This is a genomic window from Kocuria rosea (assembly GCF_023715525.1).
Lineage (GTDB): Bacteria > Actinomycetota > Actinomycetes > Actinomycetales > Micrococcaceae > Kocuria > Kocuria rosea_A.
Map to the genome: position 1 here is coordinate 12,201 of NZ_JAMBOG010000008.1, position 25,067 is coordinate 37,267.

The following is a 25,067-nucleotide window of genomic DNA, read 5'->3' on the forward strand; positions in this document are numbered from 1 at the left end:
CACAAGCGACCGGGCGGAAGGATGAAGACGATGGCGACCGTGTGGGCAGGAATCGATGCGGGGAAACGCGCCCATCACTGCGTGGTGATCGACCAGGCCGGAACGGTGCTGATCTCCCACCGGGTGGACAACGACGAGACCGCGCTGCTCGAGCTCATCGGCCGCGTGCTGGATCGCGCCGACGGTGACACCGTGTGCTGGGCTACGGATCTCAACGCCGGTGGTGCCGCACTGGTGATCGCGCTGCTGGCCGCCCATGATCAACAGCTGCTCTACATCCCGGGAAGAACCATCCACCATGCTGCCGCGACCTACCGTGGTGATGGCAAGACCGACGCCAAAGACGCCCGGATCATCGCCGACCAGGCCCGGATGCGCACCGACCTGCAACCGGTGCGCGGGGCCGATCAAATCAGCGTCGACCTGCGTCTTCTCACTTCCCGGCGCACCGACCTGATCTGCGACCGGGTCCGGGCCATCAACCGGCTCCGGGCCACCATGCTGGAGTACTTCCCGGCCCTGGAGCGGGCCTTCGACTACTCCAAGAGCAAAGCGGCACTCACCCTACTGTCGGGCTTTCAGACCCCACAGGAGATACGGCGCATCGGTGTTTCCCGGCTCACCGCATGGCTGAAGAATCGCGGTTGCCGCAACAGTGCCTCGGTCGCCCAGGCAGCCGTCGATGCCGCAGCTGCCCAGCACACGAGCCTGCCGACCCAGTCGGTGGGATCAGCCCTCGTGGCGAAACTGGCCGCGGAGATCACCACGATCGATGCCGACCTCGCCGAGCTCGACCGGCAGATCACCGACCGATTCCACCAGCACGAGGCCGCCGAGGTCTTGCTGAGTGTGCCCGGCTTCGGGCCCGTGCTGGCGGCGACCTTCCTCGCCAACATCGGCGGCAACCTCGACGGGTTCGACACCGTCGACCGGCTCGCCTGTGTGGCTGGGCTCGCCCCTGTCCCACGCGACTCCGGACGCATCCACGGCAACCTCCACCGACCTTGCCGCTTCAACCGCCGGCTCTTGCGCACCTGCTACCTCGCCGCCCTCTCGAGTCTGAAGAACAGCCCAGCATCGCGGGCCTTCTATGACCGGAAAAGAGGCGAGGGAAAGTCCCACAAACAAGCACTCATCGCCCTGGCACGCCGCCGTCTCAACGTCATTTGGGCCATGCTCCGCGACCACACCCCATACCGAGAACCAGCCCCCACCTCAGCACTGCTCGCTGGTTGACAACAGCATTGAGATTCCCAGTGCCCGGGCTCGAGGCGTTCGAGCACGTGGGCGGGGCGGTCGCTGATCATCTGCAGCGGCAGCCCGAACCGGGCCCGGCGCCGGGACGGGTGGCGATGGGCCTTGCGGTAGGTGCGCCCGGTGCGTAGGCAGGACCGCTGTCCCCGCGCCAGGGTGGGGAGCTGGTGGCGGTAGACGGCGCGGTAGATCGTCTCGTGCGCCAGATGGCGTGCTGGCTGGCCCGGAAAGGTAGCCGGCAGGGCCCGGGCGATCTGGGAGGGGCTCCAGTACTCGGCCAGCCGCGCGGCGACCCAGCCTCCCAGCTGGGCGTCGGTTTCGACCTTGAGCCGATGGTGGCGCCGCCGGCGGTGGCGTGCGAGGTGTTCGGCGGTGAAGGGTCGGTAGGCGGTGAGCCCGCCGCGGTTGCGGCGCACCTCGCGTGAGATCGTCGAGGGGGCCCGGCCCAGCAGCGCGGCGATACCCCGCAGGCTGGTGCCGGCTCGGAGCTCATCGGCGATCACCAACCGCTCCTCCTACGAGAGGAACCGGGCGGAGACCGGCTGTGGAGTGGGGGTGAGCGCCTCGAAGACGACCACGGTGCCGTCGGGGCGGGCCACCCGGTAGCCGTTCTTCCAGTTGTTCGCCGAGCTGCGGCTCACCCCCAGTTCACGGGCCGCGGCGGCCACGGCCCAGCCCTGCCCGATCATCTTCAGGAACTGCTCGCGCTTGGCCGACATCGGACGCCGCCCGACCCGGTGATCATGTCCTCTCAGTGGTGCTGTCATGGCCTAACTTTCGGTCAGGTGTTGCGACCATGACGAGAAAGCACCCCGTCGCATCTGCTCAGAATTCGTCCGGCGTCGACACCCGGTGAGTGAGCACGGCCATGCTAGGCATGGGCGTCAAGGTGAAAACCATGGGAGAGGTTCAGCGACCGCATCCGCCCACAATCCTCGCGGACGTCACCGGGCATCGATATCAGGCGCGCCTGGCGAAGCTCGCGGGACGGAGCCGCGGTGGCTGTCGAGCACCCGGGCGGTGGTTCGGCCGTCCAGCAACGGACCCTTGTGTCCATGAAGCGGACAGCGCCGGTGATTATCTCAAGCGAATGCACATCCTCTATGATGAGGGCACGCCATTGAAGGTTCTTGCTGTGGGAGCGGATCACCATCATGGTGCTCAGAACGCGGGCAGTAGGCGCCATCAGCGTTCAAACCCAGACGTAACCGCTGGGCAGGACATGGAGGAGCGGCAGATGCTGCCTTTAGCGCTACTGAACGAGGCGTGTTCAAGGGAGCGCCCTGCCGACCGCGGCGGAACGCAGACCTTATCCGTGCGTTCCGCCGGTTGCCGTTGTGCACGCTGTGACCGCAGGGCGCACACCCTTGAGGAGCAGTACCAATCCTGTATGCCCATGTGAGAACGGGGTTGGTGGTCTAAAGCGAGCCCTGAGATCAGCGAGGACATTCTCAGCGCACCTCTCTAGATAGAACCTCCCCGATGTTTATGCACCTCCCTGAGACACTGCCCTGCCCGTATAGGGGGCCGCATCAATGTCCTCACGTCCTCACCCCATCACCAGATCATTAATTATTTAAGATTCTTAAGAATAAGAGAAAGTAACTGTTCGGGGTTTGACGTGGGGATATGTCGGATTCGATGGTTGCGGGCGCGATGACCATAAGAGATGACCCTCTACTGCTCACGCCGGAATGCTTACGTCCTCACTGTGCACACCACCGGTGACGACGTGCTGGTTCCCGCGCAGTCCTGCCTCCGCGTCGCGGCTGTGAACGTGCTTGAGTTCCAGCTGAACAACACCGCTAGCTCCGACTCAGGCACCGGACAGCCCGTCTCTATTGCCACGGGCCGATGCACCACATACTGGTCTGTCATCATCGGGGCTCCGATGGGAACTCGGGTTCATGACCGGCCGACGCGCCGTCGAGCGACTCGGACACCATGTCACCGCTGTCGTTCCAGCCTTCGCCTGCCTTAAGACAGCCTTGGCCGATCCGAGCGGCCATTCCGCCACGGCACTGTGGCCCAACCTCCCAAGCGATGTTGTGAACCCGTCCGCGGGCGCCACCGGCTCACCGTCCATCCCGCTGCTAACCCGATCCACCGGACACGCCTTCGCTTCACCGCCCAAATCGGCCAACGACAGATTGAAGGCTCCCACATGCGCGACAACCAAGCCTTCGCGACATAGGCGGACGCCATGGGCAGCTGCTCCGGTCAGCCGCGCACTCTCGAAGTCGGCGGAAGCCAGTCTTACCCCATCAACTCCCTGCCAGGGGCTCCGGCGGGCTGATGCATAGAGTGACGTCCCCGCCGCACACATGGTGGACGCCGCTCCAGTGGGCGGCTGCAACCTGTGACCTGCCCGCCGCACACATGACGTGTGTACCGCTTCTGCAAATTCCATCGACCACGAAAGGTCTACCCATGAGCACTCACTACAACATCGCCTTCAACTCCGACATCGACGACGACGAGTTCGGTCCCGAGGACTTCGTCACCGACGAGGACGGCTTCGACGACGACGAGTTCGGCCCCGAGGACTTCATCACCGACGAGGACGGCTTCGACGACGAGCCTGAGCAGTCTTATGAGCCGGATCCCGAGCCGGCGCCGAAGCGCACCCGCCGCCCGGTGCGCGGGGAGGACGAGTCGCTGCTGTTCCGCTGCACCGACCCGGACGAGATCGGCACCGTCACCGACGAGGAGCTGGCCCGCTTCGCGTCCCTGGCCCCGGCCGCGCAGTTCACCGCGGCCGACTACGCCCCGTTCCTGACCGGCTCGGGTGCGGCCAAGCTCGCCGACTCCGCCGTCGCCCCGCTGGTGGCGGCCGCGCGCGGCTACTTCGACATCACCCCGGAGAACTTCGAGGCGAGGATGAAGGAGATGGGCCAGCGCAAGAACTCCGGCACCTACAAGAAGTGGGACCGGGTCATGAACGTTACCGGCCACGACGGCATGGCCATGCCCTGGTTCTCCGTCACCACCGTCCACACCGTCGGCCGCGGCGCCCCGGGTGCTGTTCTGAAGGCCGACGAGTGGCAGGTCCGGCCCTCCCACCCGCAGGAGCGGGAGGCCTCCACCCCGGAGAAGCCGAAGTTCGAGAAGTACATGTTCCCCGCCAAGGCGAAGACCCCGCTGGACATCCACCCGGCCACCCCGGTGGAGTGGATCGACCACACCCCGCTGGTGATGGTCACCGAAGGCCTGCTCAAGGGCGACTCGGCGCTGACCGGCTGGCTGCTGGACGCCGGGATCGCCCGCGAGGACCTCCTGGACGTGCCGGAGGACCCGATGGCCCGTCTGCGCGAGCTGATGAACGAGGTGCCGGCCGAGGACCGGATCCTGTTCACCACCATCGCCGGGGTGAACAACATCATGCAGAACCCCATGGACTGGCGGAACATCTCCTTCGCCGGGCGCACCGTGCGAATCGCCTTCGACGCGGACCTCGGCAAGAACATCAACGTCTGGCGCGCCGGGTACACCCTGGAGCAGATGCTGCTGAACAAGCAGAAGGTCAAGCGCATCGAGTGGCTGATCCCGCACATGGACGGCGAGGACGGGGAGAAGGCCGGTGTGGACGACTACCTGGCCCGCCACACCTGGGCCGAACTGGAGCGCCACGTCGTGGACCGGATCCCGCTGGCCCCGCCGGTGGACCAGCGGTGGGACCCCGGGGACTGGCAGATCACCGACGACGGCACCTCCGCGGAGGAGTACAAGGTCATCTCCTCCGACCCGGGCCTGGGCAACCAGTACGGCTGGAAGCAGTCCTGGAAGCTGGGCGGGCGGATCGCCTCCATGGAGTCCTCGCGCCGTCCCACCGACGAGGAGCTGCGCACCGGCACCACCGACTCGTCCGCCTCCTCTGACAACTCCGATTCCTCGATCGTGGCGATCGAGGTCACGTGGGAGTCCGACGAGGGCATCCAGACCGCCACGATCACCGGGCCCTCCCGGATCCTGAACTACTCCCCGGCGGAGTGGGACAAGAAGGGCGCGAAGATCCCCGGCACGCTGCTGCGCCACCCGCACTGGCCGATCTACGGCAACGAGGGCATGAAGTGGCTCTCGGCGGTGAAGAAGCACCGCCACGACGAGGTGATGATCAAGCAGCGCTGGGACCAGATGGGCTGGGTGCCGGTCGAGGACGGTGGGGTGCCGGCCTTCACCGTGGGCAACCGCGTGATCGGCGACGACGAGCACCTGGACTCGGTGTACTCGGCCGTCGACGACGGCGTGGTGCCCGGGGCGGCCAAGTACGGCGTCGGCGACCACGCCGATGTCGACTGGACCCACGACGCCGACCGCGAGCTCGTGCGCGCGGACTTCCAGACGATCATCGACCACTACATCACCTCCGGGGCCTGGACGGACCCGGCCGTGGCGGCGGCGATCCTGGCGACCGCCCTGCGCCCGGCGGTGCCGCTGCGCCCGGAGACGACGATGTTCATCTACGGGCCTCCCGGCAAGGGCAAGTCCTGGTCCGCCTCCACCCAGATGTACTTCTGGGCGGCCAGCTCCCAGTGCTGGAACGACGGGACGCTGCCGGGCTCGGCCAAGGACACCGCCGCGGTGCTCGAGCACCGGGTCTCCCGCGTGCCGTTCTACGTGGTCGACGACATGGCCCCGTCCCAGTCGGCCTCGGAGGCGGAGCGGGAGCAGTCGAAGCTCGAAACCCTGACCCGCAACATCTTCAACAACGCCTCCCGCGGACGCATGAACTCCTCCATGGTGGCGCAGAAGGTTAACCTCCCGATCGCCCAGCTGGTGATCACCGCCGAGAACCCGTTCAACACCCCGTCGGTGCGCCAGCGCCTGGTGCCGATCCACATCGGCCACGGCTCCCTGTCCGCGGACAAGACGAAGACCGACGCGCTCAACAAGCTGCACACCAACGACGGGGTCCAGGGCCGGTTCACCGCGCACCTGATCTCCTACATCCGCCACGCCGCGAACGTGTTCGGCGGCTGGGAGCCCTACCTGGACAGCCTCACCGAGCACCGCACCGGCCTGCGCAACTCCATCGCCCAGATGATGGCCGACCGCGGGTTCCCGCTCTCCAGTGTCCAGCGTGTCGCGAAGCTGGCCGCCGACATGTCGCTGACCTACCTGGTGCTCTCCCAGATGGCCACGGAGCTGGGCATGGACCTGGACTTCATCCATCGCTTCGACGTCGAGGACGGGCTGATCGAGCTGCTGGTGGATCACATGGCCGCCGCCCACGCCGAGAGCCGCACCGTCACCCCCGGGGTGTCGCTGCTGAAGGCGATCCGCGACCTGCTGCGCACCCAGGGCGCCCACGTGGCCTCGGCCGAGGACCCGGGCCGGCCGCCGCTGGTGAACTCCTCCGACCACGGCAAGGAGGGGGCGAACGTGGCCATCCACAACGTCGACCTCGGCTGGCGGGCCAAGGACAAGAACGAGTACGAGGCCCCCGGTCCGCGCATCGGCGTGGCGAAGTGGGATGAGGCAGAGGGGGACTGGCTCATCCAGTTCTTCCACAACCCGGCCTTCGACGAGGCGTCCAAGCGCTACCCGCGGCTCATCCCGCCGGGGCAGTCCGCGTCCTCGTCGTGGACCTCGGTGTGGGACGAGGGGCTGGCGGCGCCGAAGAAGAAGCGGCGCAAGCGCAACGGCAACATCGAGTACACCTGCCGGGTGCGCATGGGGGACAAGCAGGAGACCGGCGTGCCGGTGCTGCTGAAGACCCTGATGAACATCGACGACGCCGGCAACGAGTCCACCGGCCCGGAGAAGGTGGACGACGATAAGAGCTGACTGGGCACCTCGAAAGGGAAGCCAAAGGGCCCGTCGCGCACCATGCGCGGCGGGCCCTTTCCCTGCCTGTAGCCGGTCGGACAACGGGTTCGGCGAGCCAGTGGCGACACGATCCTAGCCAGTCGCCGAAGCGGTTGCAGGGCCCTTGGGGCGGGTAGGGCCTCGGGAAGAGCATGCGCCCAACTGTCCGACCCCGCCATGACCCAAGTCCGGGTCGGGCACACCGTCCAGGTAACCGATCTTCTGGTGCCGGCTGTCGGACAGCCGTGGGGAGCGCTCCTCCGCTACGACTCCCGCCACCCCTTCGACGGCGACGTCCTCGACAACTTTCTGAAGCGCTTTGCGGGGGAGGTCACCACCCTGGTTCGCGGGTCCGCCGCCGTGGGCGAGGCCACCAATCTCACCATGCCAGCCTCCCGCAACGCGCCCGACTCCGGCGTCGCCGAGGACTTCTACGACGCGCTGGTCCTGGTCATCGCATCTTGCGCCGCCCTTGACGCGCAGATGGCGAGGGCGCCACGGCACCTGCTCACCACCGCAGGACATGTTGCGGGCAACCGGGGTCTCGGTGCGGTGCCGGGTCAGCCGGTCCGCCAGCAGCGGTGTGCACGCTGGGTGGGCGCCGCACACATGGAAGGCGCGACCAGCACCGCCGCCGCTTCCGCCCCGTCTGACGGGGATGGGGTGGGGTCGGCGGTTCCACCACCTGCACCGGAAGGCCCACCATGATCCCCTCCTCGCAACGCAAGTCCACTCCGGCGCCCCGCTGTACTCCCGTCCTGCTCACTGTGCTGGGTTGGGTGGTGGTGCCCACGGGTCTGTACCTGGCGGGGGTGCCGTGGGCGGTCTCCGCCTTGGATGCCTTCTGGGAGGGCGTGGACCACCTGGGGCGGTATTCCGAGCTGCTGTGGGCGGTGACGGGGCTGTCCTGGGCCGGGACGACGCTGTTCCTCCTGTACCTGCAGCGTTTGACCCGGTGGAACCAGCGCGTCGACGCAGCCCTGAGGGCCGCCGCCGGCGACTCGGGCCCAGAGCGGGAACGGGGCCGGGCAGCCCTTGCCGAGCTCAGCCGAACCCGCGGCATCCCGCGCCAGGACCGTAAGTGGGTGGAGCTTCTGCTCGCGATCGTCAGCCTCCCGCATCGGCAGAACCCGCCGGGAGGGTGCGATCATGATGACCAGCAGTGAAGCAGGGGAGGGACACCGTGCACCGCGAGACGATGCTGTGGCTGGAGGCAACCGGGGCGATCGTGGGCCTGATCGGCCCGCTGGCGCTGCTGGTCACGATGCTCGTGGTCCTGCACCAGACCAGCGCGCACACCAAAACCGCGCCCTCCCAGGGCTCCGGCTCTGCGGCCCTACGGGAGCCGCTGTCAGTGGCCGCGGCCAGACTGCTGACCGACAACGCCGACGGCACATTCAGCATCCGCATCCCCTACGAGGGGGACCGGATCATCACGGTGGACGATACGACCAACGCCCAGGTGATCGCCAAGGCCGCTGCCGCAAAGATGCGCCTGTCCGTGCGATAGTCGGCCACCACCGTGTCCCTCTTCCTGGTCTGGATTGCAAGGACCGCACATAGCCGTGCCCACCGCACCCCACCGCTCCTGGCGACTGCCCTCTGTCCCCAGAAGCGCCCACGCTTACGTCCCTGTATCCGGCACACCGAGCCAGGCTCTGACACATCAATACAGGGTCCAGGCGGGACAGGCTGCCCGCGGGCACAGGCTGCCCGCGGGCACCATGACACTCGTGACCCGTCGAAGGGTTCCCGGCCGAACGGCCTTGCAATGGTCCACAGCATATAGGTCGTTAATTGGAGAGGGACGGAGGCAGTGCAGCATACACGGGGCCCAGGAACACCGAGCACCAACCGGAAGGACCCCGTGATCGTCACCGACACGACCGACGCCGCGATGGAAGCCGTCGCTCCACGGATGACAACCCATTCCCTCGAGGCTCTGCGGAGCAGGTCCCGCGCCCGGCTCACCACTGACTTGTCTTGAATGGGTGGTGGCCGGCACTGGGGAGTCTGCAGCTTCGTAGTGTTGAGAGTGGCGGTCGGCGCTGGTTCGCTAGCTTCTTGCCGCCCCTGAAATGAGGCTGGCTTATTGATAGGGTGCCCGGCCGATCGCCACCTGCCCTGGGCGTGGTTCGAGGCAGGCGTGCAGGTGGATTGAAGTCAGAGTGCCCACCGAGGGAGCTTCACATCCCTGCCGGTGGAAGCGCCTCTGCCATGACGATCATCGGGATCGATCCGTACAAATCCTCCCTCACCGCCGTAGCCCTTGAGGCTGATGGAACTACCCGTGCCACGCGGCGCTTCGCCGTGACCATGGGCACCGGCCCCGCCGTGGTGGCCTGGGCCTCCCAGTTCGACCAGGCGTTGTTCGCTGTTGAAGGCGCCAAAGGCCTGGGCCGGGGCATCGCCCAATACCTCGTCAGCCACGGTCACGAGGTCCTCGACGTTCCCTCGACCCTGTCGATGAAGGCACGAGTGCTGCACACCGGCGGCGGCCGCAAGACCGATGTCGCCGACGCCGGGGCCGTGGGATGGGCCGCCCAGCACCATCAGGGCGTGCGGCGTGTGGTGGCCGAGGACCACACCGAGATCCTGGACCTGCTTACGCATCAACGCGATGCGCTCAAGGGTGAGCGGACCCGAGCTCTGAGTTGGTTGCACGAGCTGCTGCGGGACCTGATCCCCGGTGGTGTGCCGCGGGGCCTGAACCTCACCAAGGCGCGGTCGGCGTTGCGCACGGTGCGCCCGGCCACGGCCATCGACCAGTGCCGGCGCGATTTGGCCCGTGATCTGCTCGGTGAGGTGGCGCGCCTGGAGAAACTGATGGGCGACGACGAACAGCGCATCGCTGAGGAGTTCCAGGCCACCGGTACCTCTTTGATGAAGTTTCCGGGCATCAGCACCATCCTGGCCGGAAAGATCCTGGGCGAGGTCGGCGACGTGCGCCGGTTCCCATCAGCCGTGCACTTCGCCAGCTACACCGGGGCTGCGCCCCTCGACACCTCCAGCGGGGACAACCTGCGGCAACGCCTGAACCCTGGCGGCAATCGCCAGCTGAACTCGGTACTGCACGTGATGGCCGTGTGCCAGATCAGCCACGCAGGCCCCGGCCGGGACTACTACCTGAAGAAGATCCACGAGGGCAAGACGCCTCGTGAGGCCCGCAGGGCCCTCAAACGCCGGTTGAGCAACGTCATCTACCGCACCATGGTCAAGGACCTGATAGCCGACAAACCGGCCCTTTCTTGACACAGAGGCCCTATCAACTCCTTGGCCCAAGTTGAGCTCGACGTGGCGACGATCATCGATGACCGCGATGCACTGCGAGATCAACTTCGCCAGGAGGGCGCGACGGTCAATGTCCTCGTGTCGTGCTTGAGCCCAATGAGTGGGGAGCCGGACCGGCCCTTCACCACCGTGCCGGCCGACCTGCCCGTCTCCGCCCATGCCACCCCAGCACCTGAGGTGACGAGCGAGCGAACTTCGGAGATCGCCGGCCGTGACATCCCGCCGCGTAGCCTCCCTGCGCTGGAGCGATCAATGAGGCCTTGGGGCGATCGCACTGTTCTGGCGGCGACTCGGTGCTGACTGAGCAACCACGTGCTGGCGGTGCAGGCATGGGCGGAAGGCTTGTCACGGTGTCCGGACTGGTTGCTGAATTCTGACCAGCACTCGACGCCGCGCCCGTCCCACGGTCATGACAGGCGAATTCCTGGCGTGCGGTGTCGGTGGCACGACGTGCCGCATGAAAGAACACGAGGACCTCCTCGGGTGAAAAACCTGTGGTAGGCCTTCCGACTTGGGAGGTCCTCGTGTTCTCAACTCACGTGGCGGTGTTCATGACGGTTCCGACAGCGTGAACCTAGGCATCGTCGTCGGCACGGGGGTCGACCCCAGAGACGACATGGGCCAGGTAGAACTCCGGGTCAGCGGTCTGCGGGCCCCGCAGGGCCTCCAGAGCCACCCCCTGGGAGACGCGCACCATGTGCAGCATCCAGGAGACGGTCTTATCCACCCACTCCTGGATGCCAGCGACATCGGCGTCGTGGGTGTCCAACGGTACCGGTTCCCGCTCCAGACGGGTGTGCAGCAGCGCCATCAGGTCGGTCCGCTCGCTCAGCACCGAACTGATGTCCGTAGCGCCCTGGTGCTCCACCCGGCGCAGGACCTTGCGCAGCACCTGCGCCATCAGCTCCAGGGCGTCGCCCGTCGGATCCACATGGCGAGCATGCAGCTGCTCGGCGGCCAGGATCGTGAGGCCGACCGCGGTGGAAGCTCCGTAGAGGGAGGTGTTAAAGACCGTGTTCTTGGCGATGCTGTGGCGTCCCCGCGCGGGGTTGGGGGAGATGTTGTGGTTCATGGTGTCCATTTCTGGTAGGGAACGTACAGATCCCATGTGTGCGGCGGGGTCGCTAACTCGTGCGCCGTGTGTTCGGGTGCCGGGCGCAGCATCTTCTGTACTTCGGTTCACCTCGATCAGCACATACCCCGCCTGGTGCCGAGTGCGGAACCTGCGGGACTGGTGAGCCAGCAAGCACTGAGCGTCCTCCCTCTGCGACCCCCCCCCGTGGTCGTCCAGTGGGATGCGCAAGCGCACGGAGGACCCATCTACGCGTTCTGTAGCGCTATTTCACCCAGGCGTGCCGCGCTTGCCCTGCTGGCCCCGCTGACAGCGGTGCAGGCAATGGATGTCCGTGATGACGAAGACCTCGCCGTGAAGGGCGGTGGCAGCCGTCAGGGTCGGGACGGTTGGGACGGTCGACCGCATGTCGGTGATGGCCCACGTGGTGCATCCCAGTGGACTTCGCGTCGGCCCAAACATGATGTGGTCCATCTCCTTCGCGTTGCCCCGCCGTGACAGGCCGGTCATGACGGTTTGTTGTGGAGAGTGCTCAGGCAGGCGCCGCCGGCCGCCGCCGCAGCCTTCCTTTCATCCTGACTGACTGCGCGCCCGGTTCCGCTCATGGGGGCATAAGCCGACCGCGCTTGCCTTGGTCGCCGCCGCCGCTGACGTCGAGAGTTCGTGGAGCAGGACCTGTTCGAAGCGGAACAGAAGCGCCACTCACGGCCGTAGCCCCCACCGCCGTCCTCACTACTGCCTACATACTTCACAAAAGTGATCGGGCAGGCTGGTGTAGTGAACCCATCAGCTTCCAGCGCTCCCTCCACCGCCCGTTCCTCGGCCGGCGCGGCTGTTCTCCCCGCAGATGTCGAGCCATCCGGGCCCCCTGTCGCACCGGAGCGCGCCGGAGGCCGAGACCGATATCTCGATCTCCTCAGAGCTCTCGCGCTGTTCCGCATCGTCCTGTACCACACCTTCGGGACCGCAGCACTGACCCTGGTGTTCCCGTCCCTGGGGGTGATGTTTGCCCTGGCCGGATCGCTGATGGCCCGCTCCCTGGTCCGCCCGGCACCCACTGTGATCCGGTCGCGGGCGCGGCGCCTGTTGCTGCCGCTGGCTGCTTTCAGCGCCACGCTTCTGGTGTTGCTGCTCGTGCAGGGGTGGACGCCGACCCAGGAGGAGGACGGATCCTGGTGGGACCTCGTCGTGTGGTTCCTGCCTATCGGCGACCCGGTCCTCCCCGAGAGCATCGGCGACGGAACCGGCCCGATCGACTCCAGCTGGGCGGCGGAAGCCGGGATAATTCTCTGGTATATCAGGGCCTACTTCTGGTTCATGCTGCTATCGCCACTGATGCTCATGGCCTTTCGCAGGTTTCCTCGGGTGACCCTGCTGATGCCGCTGGCCCTGGTGGCGTGCCTGGAGTTCCTTCCCCTTTCCGTGCCTGTGTGGGCAGAGACGCAGGTCTGGGACTTCGCCACCTACGGTTCATGCTGGCTCCTGGGCTTCGCCCACAGCAGTGGGCAACTGCGGAGAACCCGCGGCTGGATCGTCTTCGCCGCCGGGGCTGCCCTCATGGCGCTCGGGCTGTGGCAGCTTGCCACACACGTGGAAGAAACCGGCTGGGATCTCAACAACACCGCGCTCGCCCAGGCCCTGTGGTCGCTCGGCTTCACCGCCGTGCTTCTGCGGATATCTCCCGTCTGGCACACCTTGCCCCGTCCCCTGCACCTGATGGACCGCTTGGTCACGCTGGTGAACAACAGGGCAATGACGATCTACCTGTGGCACAACTTGTTGATCGTGGTCGCTGCGGCGGTCATCAGCAAGCTATGGGACAACGAGTCGCTCGCGGAGCGGGTTCCCTGGTTGCTGGAGACGCAGTGGACCGCTTTCTTCCTGACCTGGTTGATGATCGGCGTCATGATTCTTGCCGTCGGATGGGTGGAGGACATCGCGGCGCGGCGCCGCCCCCGGCTGTGGCCCGACGGTTCGCACATGCCGTCGGTGCCGTCCGCCCGGGGAGATCGCTGAGTCCTGTGAGGTGAGCACCCGGACCTGACCCATCAGGGTGAAGCGCGGTCTATGGGGTGGTGTCGTAGGTGTCGACCTCCACCCCCGCGCTCCTCAGGCGCCTGTAGTGGCTGTTGCGCATGGCCAGCAGGGCGCCGCCGACGGCGGCGGCGATGGCAGAGCCGGTAAGGATGCCGACCTTCGCGTGGTCGTTGTGCGGGCTGCCGATGCCGAAGCTCAGCTCCGCGACGAGCAGGGAGACGGTGAAGCCGATGCCGGCGACCACCGACATCCCACCCAGGTCCAGCCAGGTGTAGTCGTCGTCCTTCGCCGCGGGGGTGAAGCGGTCCATGAGCCAGGACGAGCCGAAGATGCCGATCATCTTGCCCAGCAGCAAGCCGAGGATGATGCCGATGGCCACGGGGTCCGTCAGGGACTCGGTGATCCCGGTCCACCCGCCGATGGCCACACCGGCGGAGAAGAAGGCGAATACCGGGATGGCCAGGCCGTTGGTCAGCGGCCGGAAGCGGTGCTCGAGCGCCGGGGCCAGACCCAGCTCCGGGTCCTCGTGGTGGATCACCCGGGGGACCACCTTTTTCACTGGGGTGCTGAAGCCCAGCAGCACGCCAGCGATGGTGGCGTGGATGCCGGCCTCGAGGACGAAGAGCCAGGTGACCACGCCGATGGGCAGCAGGATCACCCACGCGGCCCAGTGGTGCTCCATGAAGAAGTCGCGGAAGCTATGAGTGAGCGCCCAGTAGAGGCCAAGCGGGATCAGTGCCAGCAGCAGGTACAGGGCCTTCAGATCGCCCGTGTAGACGAACGCGATGATGACGATCGCGATGAGGTCGTCCACCACGGCCAGGGTCAGCAGGAACGTGCGCATGGCGATGGGCAGGGCCGAGCCGACCACGGCGAGCACGGAGACCGCGAAGGCGATGTCGGTGGCGGTGGGGATCGCCCACCCGGTGAGGGTGGACGGGTCCCCGTCGTCGACGAGGTTGATCGCCGTGTAGATCAGAGCGGGCATCAGCACGCCGCCGAACGCCGCAACGACGGGCAGCATGGCCTTGCGGATGTTGCGCAGTTCGCCGTCGACGAACTCGGTCTTAAGTTCGAGGCCGACCAGGAAGAAGAAGATCGCTAGCAGTCCCTCCGATGCCCACTCGCCCACGGTGTGGTCCAGGCCGGGGAAGTCGATGCCGATGTGGGTGTCCCGGAGCGCGAAGTAGCCCTCCGCCCACGGCGAGTTGGCGATCACCAGCGCGCTCAGCATCGCGGTGAGCAGCAGCATCCCGCCCACGAGGTCCCTCCGGAGGAAGGTCCCCAGACGGTGGAACGGTGTGGCTGGCGGGGCTTCGGTCACGGCGGAGTCCTCTTCGTCGTCGGTTGGGGTCCCGGCCAGTCTAGGGCCCGCGCCTTTCGGGGCTTGGCCCGCTCACGACGGTCGCCAGCGCCTAGTTAGGAGCCGTCCTCTCGCAGCTCCCGGCGCAAGACTTCTTCCAGGGGTGAGTTCGATTGACTCGGTTGCCCGGACTTGTGTACATAGATGCCCATCTCGGGGTCGTGGTACTCCCAGTAGGCGAAGCTGAGATCTTTTTCCTTCAGCAGAGCCAGCATGTCGGCGACCCACCGGTCCCCGCCCTTGTTGTTCCTTTCAAAGGTGTGCCGAACGGCCCCGAACTCCATGATGGACATGGGGACGTTGTGCTGCGCCCCGAACTGTAGATGCTGATCCATGACGTAGGCGAGGTACTCCTTGTCGCGACCGAAGAATCCTCCACCAGGGGCATTGGGATCCTCACCGTACACCGCCAGCTCGAGCGCGATCCGGGAGTGGTCGTCGGTGAGGGCCACATCTTCTCCTCGCATGTACCCCTGAACGCGGTATTGGTGGCCAGGTACGACTTTGAACAGATGCTCGCTGTTGTTCCACCCGGCCCCGGACTCCACCGTACCGCCGATCGAGAGGCTTGCCTCGTCCTGGTGCCCCGACCCTTCTCTGATGAGCTGGGCAGAAGGATCCGTTCCGTTGCGGTCTCCCCACGAGTACCAGGAAGATGTGCTGCTGCTCGTTAGCTGATCCTCGAGAACCTGGCGCAGTTCGGTTCCGTCCGGCCCGTACTCGGTTACTACGACGCGGTCGAACTGGACCTTTCCCGTCATGCCTCCTTCCACGATGAACTGGGGCATGGCTGCCGCCGCGGACGGGCTCTCAATCGTCACCCGCCCGCTGTCATAGGGTCTCCAGCCGGACGTGCCCTCGGGCAAAGGTGGAGTGGTGATCGACTCCTCGGGCAGACTCGACGGATCAGACGTCGCCACCAGGTGATCTGGATCGGGGTAGTGACCACCGTCCCGATCCGGGTCCACCCAGGATGCGTACTGGTGGGTGAACGAGTATGGCTCGTAGAAGTGGAAGTCGTACATAACGTTCTCATCGTCGATCAAGAAATGCCGCTCCTGGCCCTCGGGATCGAACTGGCCATCCACCCCGTAGACGCCGCCCGCGATAATGAGGTGCTGGTCGCCCACCGAACGGATCGTATCCGTCAGTTGCTGAGCGAGGCTCTGCCATTGGCGCCCGGTCGAGTCCGTCGTCACCGGCTCGTTCATCAGGTCGTACGCTCCGATGGCGGGTTCGTTCCGGTATCGAGTTGCGATTTCGCGCCACAGTTCGACGTTTTGATTGCGGACCTCGGGGTTGGACCACACGCTGAAGTCCGTGTCATTGCTGCCCGGGTCCAGCCAGTTGCCCCCAAGGGGGATGTGCAGGTCGAGGATGAGCCAAACCCCGTGCTCGCGTGCCCAGGACACATTCCGATCCAGCCATTCCCAAAAAATCTTCGGGTCCTCGTCATGCCAGTCTCCACGCATCACGAACCGGACACTGTTGAATCCCAGCTCCCGCACGCGCACGAAATCCTGCTCGGTGTGGTGCGCCGACGTCAGCAGGTCCGCTGTCTTGATGTCCAGGTCGAAGCGGTTGGTGAAGTTGACCGCCTTGAGCTGTACTGGCTCCCCCTCGACCTCCAGACCCCGCCCGGCAGCAGTGACGTATCCTTGAGTGCTGTTCCCCGCACGGGGGCCTTCTTGGACCCCCGGTGCCGGCGTGCAACCGGCCAGGACCAGGACCATGACCACGAACAGAGCCCATAAGCCACTGCGGAGGGCGTCGTCCCGTGTCGGACGACCCCGTCTCGTGTGCCACCTGAAGATGGCTGCCCCCTTCATCGGGCACCGGCAACCGAGACCGACGAAAGAGCCGCCTGAGATGCTGGTGCGCTGACAGGTGTATTGAGATCAGTCCAGACGCGAGTCCTGGCTGATGGCGCCGGACGGTCCCCACCGCCCGGCCCCTAGCGCCACCCTAGCGTCACCCTAGGTGCCTTCCCTAGCGAGACCACCGCTTTCGTCGCATTCCGAGTGCGGCCGGCACGGGTCGTGGAGACAACGTATCTGTAGTGAAGCACTCGTAATAATGACTTCGGACTCGGTGGTGGTCGTGGATCTCGCTAACGTTCCCTTGGATGTCCGTTGGCAACGGACCACTGCACGCGCCACGGGGGTTGCGCGTGCTCTTTGAAGGGGGACTTCTTTGCTTAAGACTGTGGAGACGCCGGTCGCGACGGCGGAACGACCGTCCCATGGACGACCACCAGGGCGCCGTGCTGACAGGTACGGCGGATTCCGGCCCGAAGTCCAGGGACTGCGGGCCGTTGCGGTGCTGATGGTGGTCATATATCACGTCTTCCTAGGACGAGTGTCCGGAGGCGTCGACATCTTCCTGCTGATCACCGCTTTCTTTCTGACACGCTCGTTCACCCGCAAGCTCGAGTCGGGCCGCCCGTTGGCAATTCCTCGCTACTGGGTGCACGTTTTCCAGCGCCTGTTGCCGCTCGCCGCGCTCACCATCGCCGGTACGTTGGCGCTCGTCGCGGTGTTCTACTCGCCGCTGGAAAGTCTGCGCAGTCGGACGGAAGCATGGGCGTCCCTGTTCTACGTAGAAAACTGGGCGCTCGCGCTCAATGCTGTGGATTACTATGCTGCCGATCGTTCGGCGGCCTCGCCGTTCCAGCACTTCTGGTCGTTGTCGGTGCAGGGGCAGGTGTACGTCCTGTGGCCGCTGGTGTTCGGCCTCGCCTGGCTGCTCACTCGCAGGGGCCGCTGGAAGCCGGTGCCGGTGCTGTTCATGCTCTTCGGCACGATTTTCGTCGCTTCGCTCGTGTGGTCCATCCAGTCGACCGCTGCTAATCAGACGTTCGCCTACTTCGACACCCGTGCCCGGCTGTGGGAGTTCGCCCTGGGATCGTTACTGGCTTTGGCCCTGCCGTTCGTCCGGCTACCCCGCAGGATGCGCGTGGTGCTCGGCTGGGTGGGCGCCGTCAGCATGCTCTCGGTGGGTGTTCTTATCAACGTACAGGGTGCTTTCCCGGGATGGCTCGCGCTGTGGCCCCTGCTCTCTGCAGGCGCCATCATCGTGGCCGGCAACACGGGGTCGGAGCGGGGAGTGGATAAGATCCTGGCTTCGCCCACCCTCGTGCGCCTCGGTGACGCCGCCTACGCGCTCTACCTGGTGCACTGGCCCTTGTTGGTGACCTACGCCATTGTCACCGACCGGCCCATGCCTGGCCTCGCGGCGGGCTCAGCAATCGTGCTCGGCTCCATCTTCCTGGCTCTACTCATCACGAAGTTCGTGGAAAAACCGCTGCAGCAGTGGGACGAAATCCAAGCAGGCCTTCTGCGCCCGGTCGTTGCCATCGCCGTATGCCTGGGTGTGGTCATGACCCCCCTCACGGTGTGGCACCAGCTCGGCGTCGTACAGCAGGGGAGAAACGCCGCCTCCATGGAGGCCGCCGGAGGGGTGAACGGTCAGCCACAGAACATGCAGGAGGTGGCCAACCCCGGCGCCGCCGTGCTGGAACCAGGCGCCCGCTTCCAGGCAAACCCGGAGGCGCCTACGATTCCGTTGCCGGAGGTGCTCTACGAGGGCTTCGAGCCTCTGGGAGAGGACTGCCCGAGCGACTGGACGAGCGGCTACACCGGGGACAGCGGGTGCCGTGTGGTGCGGGAGGGCGGGCCGGACAGCACTGTGGTCTGGGCCGTCGGGAACTCGCACGTCGAGCAGTGGATGCCAGCGCTCCAGACACTTGCGGAGGAGCGTGACTGGACGCTCGTCGCGATCGTTCAGCCGGGATGTTTTTTCACGGCCGAGCACATCAACGACGACCAGTACGTCGACTGCGTGTCGTGGTACTCGGACACCCGTGCCTTGGTGGAGGAAAGGCAGCCCGAGGTGCTCTTCACCCAGGCTACGTACGACCAGGCCGCAGACGGCGATGAGGAATACCTCGTCGGCTACGAGGCGGAGACGGCTTACTGGACAGAACGAGGGTCGACGGTCATCGGTATCCGCGACAACCCGCGGTGGGATATGGACCACACCGAGTGCGCTATCGACAAGGGCGCCGACGACCCGTCGTGCTCCCGTGAGCTGGGTGGCGCCCTCGGTTCAAAGACCAATCCAGCGCAGGAGCTCGAGCGCACGGTAGAGCGTTTCGGGTCGATGGACATGACCGAGGTGCTGTGCCCGAAGGGAAAGTGCCCGCCTGCGATCGGCAATGTCTGGGTGTACGAGGACACCGACCACGTCAGCCAGGACTACGCCCGCACCGCCGCACCTCAATTCGGTGAAGCGTGGGACCAGGCGATGGAGCAGGCAGGGCAATAGCCCGTTACCGGACGCACGACTACGGGTCCGTCCGATGAGGGCGGACCCGTAGTCGTGCCACCTGTGCTGCAGGTGCCGTCCGGCGCCGGGGCTTAGCTCTGGGCCAGCCAGGTCTGCGCCTCGCGGGCCTGCAGGGACAGCGCCTTGCCGACGTAGGGCTCGGCGGCCTCGGCAATCTTCTTGCCCACGAAGGGGATGTTGGCCTGGACGACGCAGTCGACGTCCACCTGCGTGGCATCCCCCTGGGCGGCCAGCGTCTGGGTGGCGGTGCCGGAGACGGGCAGCGAGGCGACCTTGATGTCGCTGCGCACGGTGCGTGAGCCGTCCGCGGCCGGGGCCTCGTAGGCGTCCGTCTGGGTGATGCGGATCGAGACGCCCACGAACTTCTTGGCGGCCTCGGGCAGCCGGTCCGCGCTCATGGCACGGACCGTGGTGACGGTGAACGCGGACGCCGTGTCCCCGTCAACCTGCACGGACTCCAGCTCAGCGCCGCCGCGCTGGGTCACGTGGCGGATGAACGCCTCGTCGGAGAAGGTGGCGACGACGCGCTCGACGGGCGCCGGGACGGTGGTGGACGCGGTGACGGCCATGGGATCTCCTCGGTAGGGGTCTAGGACAGGGGCGGTTGCCCCACCCCATGGTAAGCGTGCTGTCCTGGAGCGGAGCCAGGATCCCGGCAGGGGCGGTGTCGGGGCCCGGGAGTAAGCTAGGGGCCGCGATCGTTGGTCTCTACAGCCCGTTGTTCTCTCCCTGCTCACCAGGAGACTGCTCACCCATGACCTTGTCCGGACTGCTCGCCGCCCTCGGGGCGGAGCGCTCCTTCGCGAACATCCGCACCCAGGCCGCCCTCCCACCGGGGGAGCGCAGCGCAGAGACCGTCATCAGCGCCCCGGACGGGATGCGCCCGGTACTCACCGCCCAGCTGCGCGCCGCACTCGACGAGGCCGGTGCAGCCGAGGACGGCCGGGCGCCCGTGGTGCTGGCCGTGACCGCCACCGGGCGGGAGGCCGAGGATCTCGCCGCCGCCCTGTCCGCGTTCGTGCCGGCCGAGGAAGTCGCGGAATTCCCCGCCTGGGAGACCCTGCCGCACGAGCGGCTCTCGCCGCGCTCGGACACCGTGGGGCGCCGCCTGGACGTGCTGCGCCGGCTCGCCCACCCCGAGGCCGGCCGGCCGCTGCGGGTGCTCACCGCCCCGGTGCGCTCCGTGCTCCAGCCCATCGTGGCGGGCCTGGGTGAGATGGAGCCGGTGCGCTTCGCCCGCGGGGCGGAGCTGGACTTCGACGAGGCCGTCACGGCGCTGGCCCAGGCCGCCTACGCCCGGGTGGACATGGTCACCAAGCGCGGAGAGTTCGCCGTGCGCGGCGGGCTCATCGACGTGTTCTCCCCGGTGGAGGACCACCCCATGCGCATCGAGTTCTTCGGCGACGAGGTCGACGAGCTGCGCTGGTTCGCCGTCGCCGACCAGCGCACCCTGGCGACCAAGGACCACCCGGACGTGCTCGTGGCCCCGCCGTGCCGGGAGGTGCTCATCACCGCCTCGGTGATGTCCCGCGCAGCGAAGCTGAAAAACACGCTGCCCGGCGCCGAGTCGATGCTCGAGCGCATCGCCGGGGGCATCTACGTGGAGGGCATGGAGTCCCTCGCGCCCCTGCTCGTGGACGGGCTGGTCCCGGTGCTGTCGCTGCTGCCGGCCGGGTCGATCGTCGTCATGATGGAACCCGAGAAGGTCCGCGCCCGCGCGCACGACCTCGTGGCCACCAACGAGGAGTTCCTCCTCGCGGCCTGGGACTCCGCCTCGGACGGGCAGGCCGCGCCCCTGGACATCACCGCGGCGGAGTCCACGGGCGACGGCGAGGGTCGCACGCTGGCCGCCGGCTCCTTCCAGAGCCTCGCCGAGGCCCGCGCCACCGCGCTGGACGCCGGCCTGGGCTGGTGGGCGGTCACGGCGCTGAACCTCAGCCTCGCCGCGGCCACCGACGTCGACGCCGACACCCCCGAGGACGAGATCGCCTTCATCGACTCCGACGCCGACACCCTCACCGTCGCTGCGCGCGAGCCCCGCACCTTCGCCGGCGACGTCGAGCAGATGCTCTCCTTCCTCGGCGGGCGGGTGGCCGACGGCTGGCGGATCGTCGCCGTCACCGAGGGGCCCGGCCCGCTGGCCCGCATCGCGGAGCTGCTGTACGACGCCGGGATCCCCGCCGTCCGCCGCGAGTCCCTCGAGGAGGCGCCGCAGCCGGGCGTCGTGGAGCTCACCACGGCCGTGGCGGGGAAGGGCTTCGCCCTCGACGGGCCGCGGATCGCGCTGCTCACCGAGGCGGACCTGCTGGGCAAGGCCAGCCCGTACACCACCAAGGACATGCGCCGGCTGCCCGTGCGGCGCAAGCGCAACGGCGTGGACCCGCTGGCCCTGGCCAAGGGCGACTTCGTGGTGCACGAGCAGCACGGCATCGGCCAGTTCGTGGAGCTCATCCAGCGGCCCGTCGCCGGGGCCATGGTCAAGCCCGGCCAGCCCAAGCCGGTGCGGGAGTACCTGGTGCTCGAGTACGCGCCGTCCAAGCGCAACGGCCCGCGCGACCGCCTGTTCGTGCCCACCGATCAGCTCGACCAGGTCACCAACTACGTGGGCGGGGAGACCCCGACGCTGTCGAAGATGGGCGGGGCGGACTGGAACAAGACCAAGCGCGCCGCCAAGCGGGCCGTGAAAGACATCGCCAACGAGCTGATCCGCCTGTACTCGGCGAGGATGGCTTCGCGCGGGCACGCCTACGGCCCCGACACCCCGTGGCAGCGCGAGCTGGAGGAGGCGTTCCCGTACATCGAGACCCCCGACCAGCTGACGACCATCAACGAGGTCAAGGCGGACATGGAGCGCGAGGTTCCCATGGACCGGCTCGTCTCCGGGGACGTCGGCTACGGCAAGACCGAGGTCGCCGTGCGGGCCGCGTTCAAGGCCGTCCAGGACGGCAAGCAGGTCGCGGTGCTCGTGCCCACCACCCTGCTGGCCCAGCAGCACGCCGAGACCTTCGCCGAGCGCTTCTCCGGCTTCCCCGTCCGCCTGGCGACCCTCTCCCGGTTCCAGACCGCCAAGGAGACGAAGGCGGCCCTGGCCGGGCTGAAGGACGGGTCGATCGACGTGGTGATCGGCACGCACCGGCTGCTGTCCTCGGAGGTCCAGTTCAAGGACCTGGGCCTGGTGGTCGTCGACGAGGAGCAGCGCTTCGGCGTGGAGCACAAGGAGAAGCTCAAGTCGATGCGCACCAACGTGGACGTGTTGGCGATGTCCGCCACCCCCATCCCGCGCACCCTGGAGATGTCCCTGACCGGCATCCGGGAGACCTCGACCCTGGCCACCCCGCCGGAGGAGCGCCACCCCGTGCTCACCTACGTGGGGGCCTACACCGACAAGCAGGTCTCGGCCGCGGTCCGGCGCGAGCTCATGCGCGAAGGCCAGGTGTTCTACATCCACAACCGGGTCTCCTCGATCGAGCGCAAGGCCAAGGAGCTCGCCGACCTGGTGCCCGAGGCGCGGATCGCCGTGGCCCACGGGCAGATGTCGGAGTCCCGGCTGGAGCAGATCATCGTGGACTTCTGGGAGAAGAAGTTCGACGTGCTCGTGTGCACCACGATCGTCGAGACCGGTCTGGACATCGCCAACGCCAACACCCTGATCGTCGACGGCGCCGACCGCTACGGGCTCTCCCAGCTGCACCAGCTGCGCGGGCGGGTGGGCCGCGGCCGGGAGCGGGCCTACGCCTACTTCCTCTACCCGGCGGAGAAGCCGCTGTCGGAGACCGCCCTGGAGCGGCTCAAGGCCGTAGCTGCGCACAACGAGCTCGGTGCCGGCATGCAGCTGGCCATGAAGGACCTCGAGATCCGCGGCGCGGGCAACCTGCTGGGCGGGGAGCAGTCCGGGCACATCGCCGGGGTGGGCTTCGACATGTACCTGCGGCTGGTGGGCGAGGCCGTCGCCGAGTACCGCGGCGAGGAGGAGGAACGGCCCACCGAGATGAAAATCGAGCTGCCGGTCAACGCGTACCTGCCGCACGACTACGTCCCGGGGGAGCGGCTGCGCCTGGAGGCCTACCGCAACCTCGCTAACGCAGCCACGGAGGAGGCGATCCAGGAGGCCGCCGACGAGCTCGTGGACCGCTACGGGGAGATGCCCGAACCGGTGCAGAACCTGCTGGCGGTCGCCCGTTTCCGGGTGCTCGCCCGCGCCGCGGGCCTCACGGACGTCGCGTCGCAGGGCAGCATGGTCCGCTTCGCCCCGGCGGACCTGCCCGAGTCCCGCCAGATGCGCCTGGCCCGCCTGTACCCGGGAGCGCAGGTGAAGGCGGTGCTGGGCACGGACGCTGCCCAGGTACTGATCCCCAAGCCGAAGACCGCCCGGATCGGCGGCAAGGACCTCGTGGACGCAGCCGTACTCGAGTGGGCGCGCGGCGTCGTCGAGTCGATCTTCACCAAGGAGCCCGCCGCCGCCTGACCCGGCCCGCAGCACGACGCAGGCCCCCTCCCGACGGGAGGGGGCCTGCGTCGTGCTGGAGGCGCCGGCTGGTCCGCCGGCGGTCCTGCTAGTGGTCCTTGCGGGCGAAGGGGTCGTCGCGGTGCTCGGCGTGGGTCTTCGCGTCGCGTTCGGCGATGTTGCGCGCGTACTGACCGAACTCAGCGGCCTTGGGGGCGTCACCGGCGACCTCGGTCGTCGGGGGGACGTCCATCTGCACCGCGCGCCCGCCGACGGTGTGCTTCGTGGTGCTGTTGCTAAGCAGACCCACGGGGATCAGCAACGCGAGGGTGTACAGGCCCAGGCCGACGATCCACACCAGCGGGCTGTCGGGGTAGCTCGCGAACGCCCAGAAGCTGCCGAGCATGATCAGCAGGCACGCGGAAAGGAAGAGGAGGTTGTTGACGGTCCGGCCCTGGCCCGAGTACGAGCGGACGGTGCTGCCGTCGCGATCGCCGGTGGACGCGTCCGCGGACACGCTGGTGGACGATTGAGCTCTTCTGGCCATGGATTCCAACCCTTCTGGCGGTGTGGGGCGGCACGTCGGATGCGGCCGCGGAAGCAGTCCCACCCAGTCTAGTGGGTCGGGCGGGGTGAGGACGGCAGGTCCGTCCCGGCTCAGCCCACGAGTGCGGGGCCGCTGCTGGCCCCGATGCGGGAGGCCCCGGCCTCGATCATCGCCAGAGCGTCTTCGCGAGTGCGGATCCCGCCGGAGGCCTTCACCCCGATGTCCGGGCCCACGGTCGCGCGCATCAGCCGCACGTCCTCCACGGTGGCCCCGGCGGTCGAGAAGCCGGTGGAGGTCTTGACGTAGTCCGCGCCGGCGGCCACGGCGGCCTCGCACGCCAAGACCTTCTGCTCGTCGGTGAGCAGGGCCGTCTCGATGATGACCTTCAGCAGCGCCCCTCCCGCGTGGGCGGCTCCGGCGACCGCGCGCACGTCGCGCTCCAAGGTCTCGCGTTCACCGGCGCGGGCGGCGGCGATGTCGATGACCATGTCGATCTCCTGAGCTCCTTCGGTGACGGCCGTAGCGGTCTCGAAGGCCTTCACCTCCGTGGCGGAGGCCCCCAGAGGGAAGCCGACGACGACACAGGTTTTCACGTCGCTGCCTGCGAGGCGCTCGCGGACGAACCCGGCCCACAGCGGGTTGGTGCACACAGAGGCGAAACCGTACTGGCGGGCCTCCTCGCACAGGGTTGCAATCTGCTCCCGGGAGGCTTCCGGCTTGAGCAGGGTGTGGTCGATGTAGGGAGCGAGCTGGGCAGGAGTGGTCACAGGAGGGGTGCCTTTCGACGGGTTGCTGGGATCCCCTCAGCCTACCGGGCAGCACGGCCGGGGCATGATGGAAGGGCGCCGCGTAATCTCCATGCGGGAGTCACCCGGCGCCCCTCGGCGGGGCCCGCCCACGCGAG

15 protein-coding genes and 1 pseudogene are annotated in these 25,067 nt (G+C 67.4%); 9 read left to right on the top strand and 7 right to left on the bottom strand.

Annotated features, from left to right (window positions below):
- Nucleotides 1–30 precede the first annotated feature (30 nt).
- Nucleotides 31–1,236: an IS110 family transposase gene (locus M3185_RS07415; RefSeq protein ID WP_251333027.1), complete on the top strand. Its 1,206-nt coding sequence runs from the start codon at nt 31–33 to the stop codon at nt 1,234–1,236.
- Here the strand turns inward: M3185_RS07415 and M3185_RS17610 are convergent.
- Nucleotides 1,212–2,021, bottom strand: a pseudogene (locus tag M3185_RS17610) (IS30 family transposase); the annotation flags it as partial. The gene M3185_RS07415 and the pseudogene M3185_RS17610 sit on opposite strands and share 25 nt — an antisense overlap.
- Before the next feature lie 1,663 nt (nt 2,022–3,684).
- Between M3185_RS17610 and M3185_RS07425 the strand changes: the two are divergent.
- From M3185_RS07425 to M3185_RS07445, 5 genes are all read left to right on the top strand, one after another.
- Nucleotides 3,685–7,041 (top strand): DUF3854 domain-containing protein, encoded by a 3,357-nt coding sequence (locus M3185_RS07425; protein ID WP_251333029.1) that lies wholly within the window; start codon nt 3,685–3,687, stop codon nt 7,039–7,041.
- A 198-nt stretch (nt 7,042–7,239) separates the two neighbouring features.
- Complete coding sequence (locus tag M3185_RS07430) at nt 7,240–7,770, top strand: hypothetical protein (RefSeq protein WP_251333030.1); 531 nt, start codon at nt 7,240–7,242, stop codon at nt 7,768–7,770.
- Nucleotides 7,767–8,228 carry a hypothetical protein gene (locus tag M3185_RS07435; protein ID WP_251333031.1) on the top strand — a complete coding sequence of 154 codons (462 nt, stop codon included), beginning with the start codon at nt 7,767–7,769 and terminating at the stop codon, nt 8,226–8,228. The genes M3185_RS07430 and M3185_RS07435 overlap by 4 nt, the downstream gene beginning before the upstream one ends.
- 17 nt (nt 8,229–8,245) lie before the next feature.
- Nucleotides 8,246–8,572: a hypothetical protein gene (locus M3185_RS07440; protein ID WP_251333032.1), complete on the top strand. Its 327-nt coding sequence runs from the start codon at nt 8,246–8,248 to the stop codon at nt 8,570–8,572.
- Nucleotides 8,573–9,279: 707 nt separating this feature from the next.
- A complete protein-coding gene (locus M3185_RS07445; RefSeq protein WP_251333033.1) occupies nt 9,280–10,314 on the top strand; it encodes a transposase in 1,035 nt (344 codons plus the stop codon).
- Between the two features lie 613 nt (nt 10,315–10,927).
- On the opposite strand, the gene M3185_RS07450 is transcribed toward M3185_RS07445, so the two are convergent.
- Complete coding sequence (locus tag M3185_RS07450; RefSeq protein ID WP_251333034.1) at nt 10,928–11,425, bottom strand: hypothetical protein; 498 nt, start codon at nt 11,423–11,425, stop codon at nt 10,928–10,930.
- 777 nt (nt 11,426–12,202) lie between these two features.
- Between M3185_RS07450 and M3185_RS07455 the strand changes: the two genes are divergently transcribed.
- The gene (locus M3185_RS07455) at nt 12,203–13,441 is read left to right on the top strand and encodes an acyltransferase family protein (RefSeq protein ID WP_251333035.1); all 1,239 of its coding nucleotides are present in this window, start codon (nt 12,203–12,205) and stop codon (nt 13,439–13,441) included.
- Nucleotides 13,442–13,490: 49 nt separating this feature from the next.
- On the opposite strand, the gene nhaA is transcribed toward M3185_RS07455, so the two are convergent.
- Together nhaA and M3185_RS07465 are read right to left on the bottom strand one after the other, a co-directional pair.
- Complete coding sequence (gene nhaA / locus M3185_RS07460; RefSeq protein ID WP_251333036.1) at nt 13,491–14,786, bottom strand: Na+/H+ antiporter NhaA; 1,296 nt, start codon at nt 14,784–14,786, stop codon at nt 13,491–13,493.
- A 95-nt stretch (nt 14,787–14,881) separates the two neighbouring features.
- Nucleotides 14,882–16,558 (bottom strand): glycoside hydrolase family 5 protein, encoded by a 1,677-nt coding sequence (locus M3185_RS07465; protein ID WP_251333139.1) that lies wholly within the window; start codon nt 16,556–16,558, stop codon nt 14,882–14,884.
- A 472-nt stretch (nt 16,559–17,030) separates the two neighbouring features.
- Between M3185_RS07465 and M3185_RS07470 the strand changes: the two genes are divergently transcribed.
- Nucleotides 17,031–19,151: an acyltransferase family protein gene (locus tag M3185_RS07470; RefSeq protein ID WP_374238479.1), complete on the top strand. Its 2,121-nt coding sequence runs from the start codon at nt 17,031–17,033 to the stop codon at nt 19,149–19,151.
- Nucleotides 19,152–19,243: 92 nt separating this feature from the next.
- Here the strand turns inward: M3185_RS07470 and M3185_RS07475 are convergent, their stop codons facing one another.
- Complete coding sequence (locus M3185_RS07475) at nt 19,244–19,741, bottom strand: DUF2505 domain-containing protein (RefSeq protein WP_251333037.1); 498 nt, start codon at nt 19,739–19,741, stop codon at nt 19,244–19,246.
- Between the two features lie 185 nt (nt 19,742–19,926).
- On the opposite strand from M3185_RS07475, the gene mfd reads away from it, so the two are divergent.
- On the top strand, nt 19,927–23,637 hold the full coding sequence (mfd, locus tag M3185_RS07480; RefSeq protein ID WP_251333038.1) for a transcription-repair coupling factor: 3,711 nt from the start codon (nt 19,927–19,929) through the stop codon (nt 23,635–23,637).
- An 88-nt stretch (nt 23,638–23,725) separates the two neighbouring features.
- On the opposite strand, the gene M3185_RS07485 is transcribed toward mfd, so the two are convergent.
- Both M3185_RS07485 and deoC read right to left on the bottom strand, forming a co-directional pair.
- Complete coding sequence (locus tag M3185_RS07485) at nt 23,726–24,133, bottom strand: hypothetical protein (protein ID WP_251333039.1); 408 nt, start codon at nt 24,131–24,133, stop codon at nt 23,726–23,728.
- Between the two features lie 140 nt (nt 24,134–24,273).
- On the bottom strand, nt 24,274–24,930 hold the full coding sequence (deoC, locus tag M3185_RS07490; RefSeq protein ID WP_251333040.1) for a deoxyribose-phosphate aldolase: 657 nt from the start codon (nt 24,928–24,930) through the stop codon (nt 24,274–24,276).
- Between the last annotated feature and the right edge of the window lie 137 nt (nt 24,931–25,067).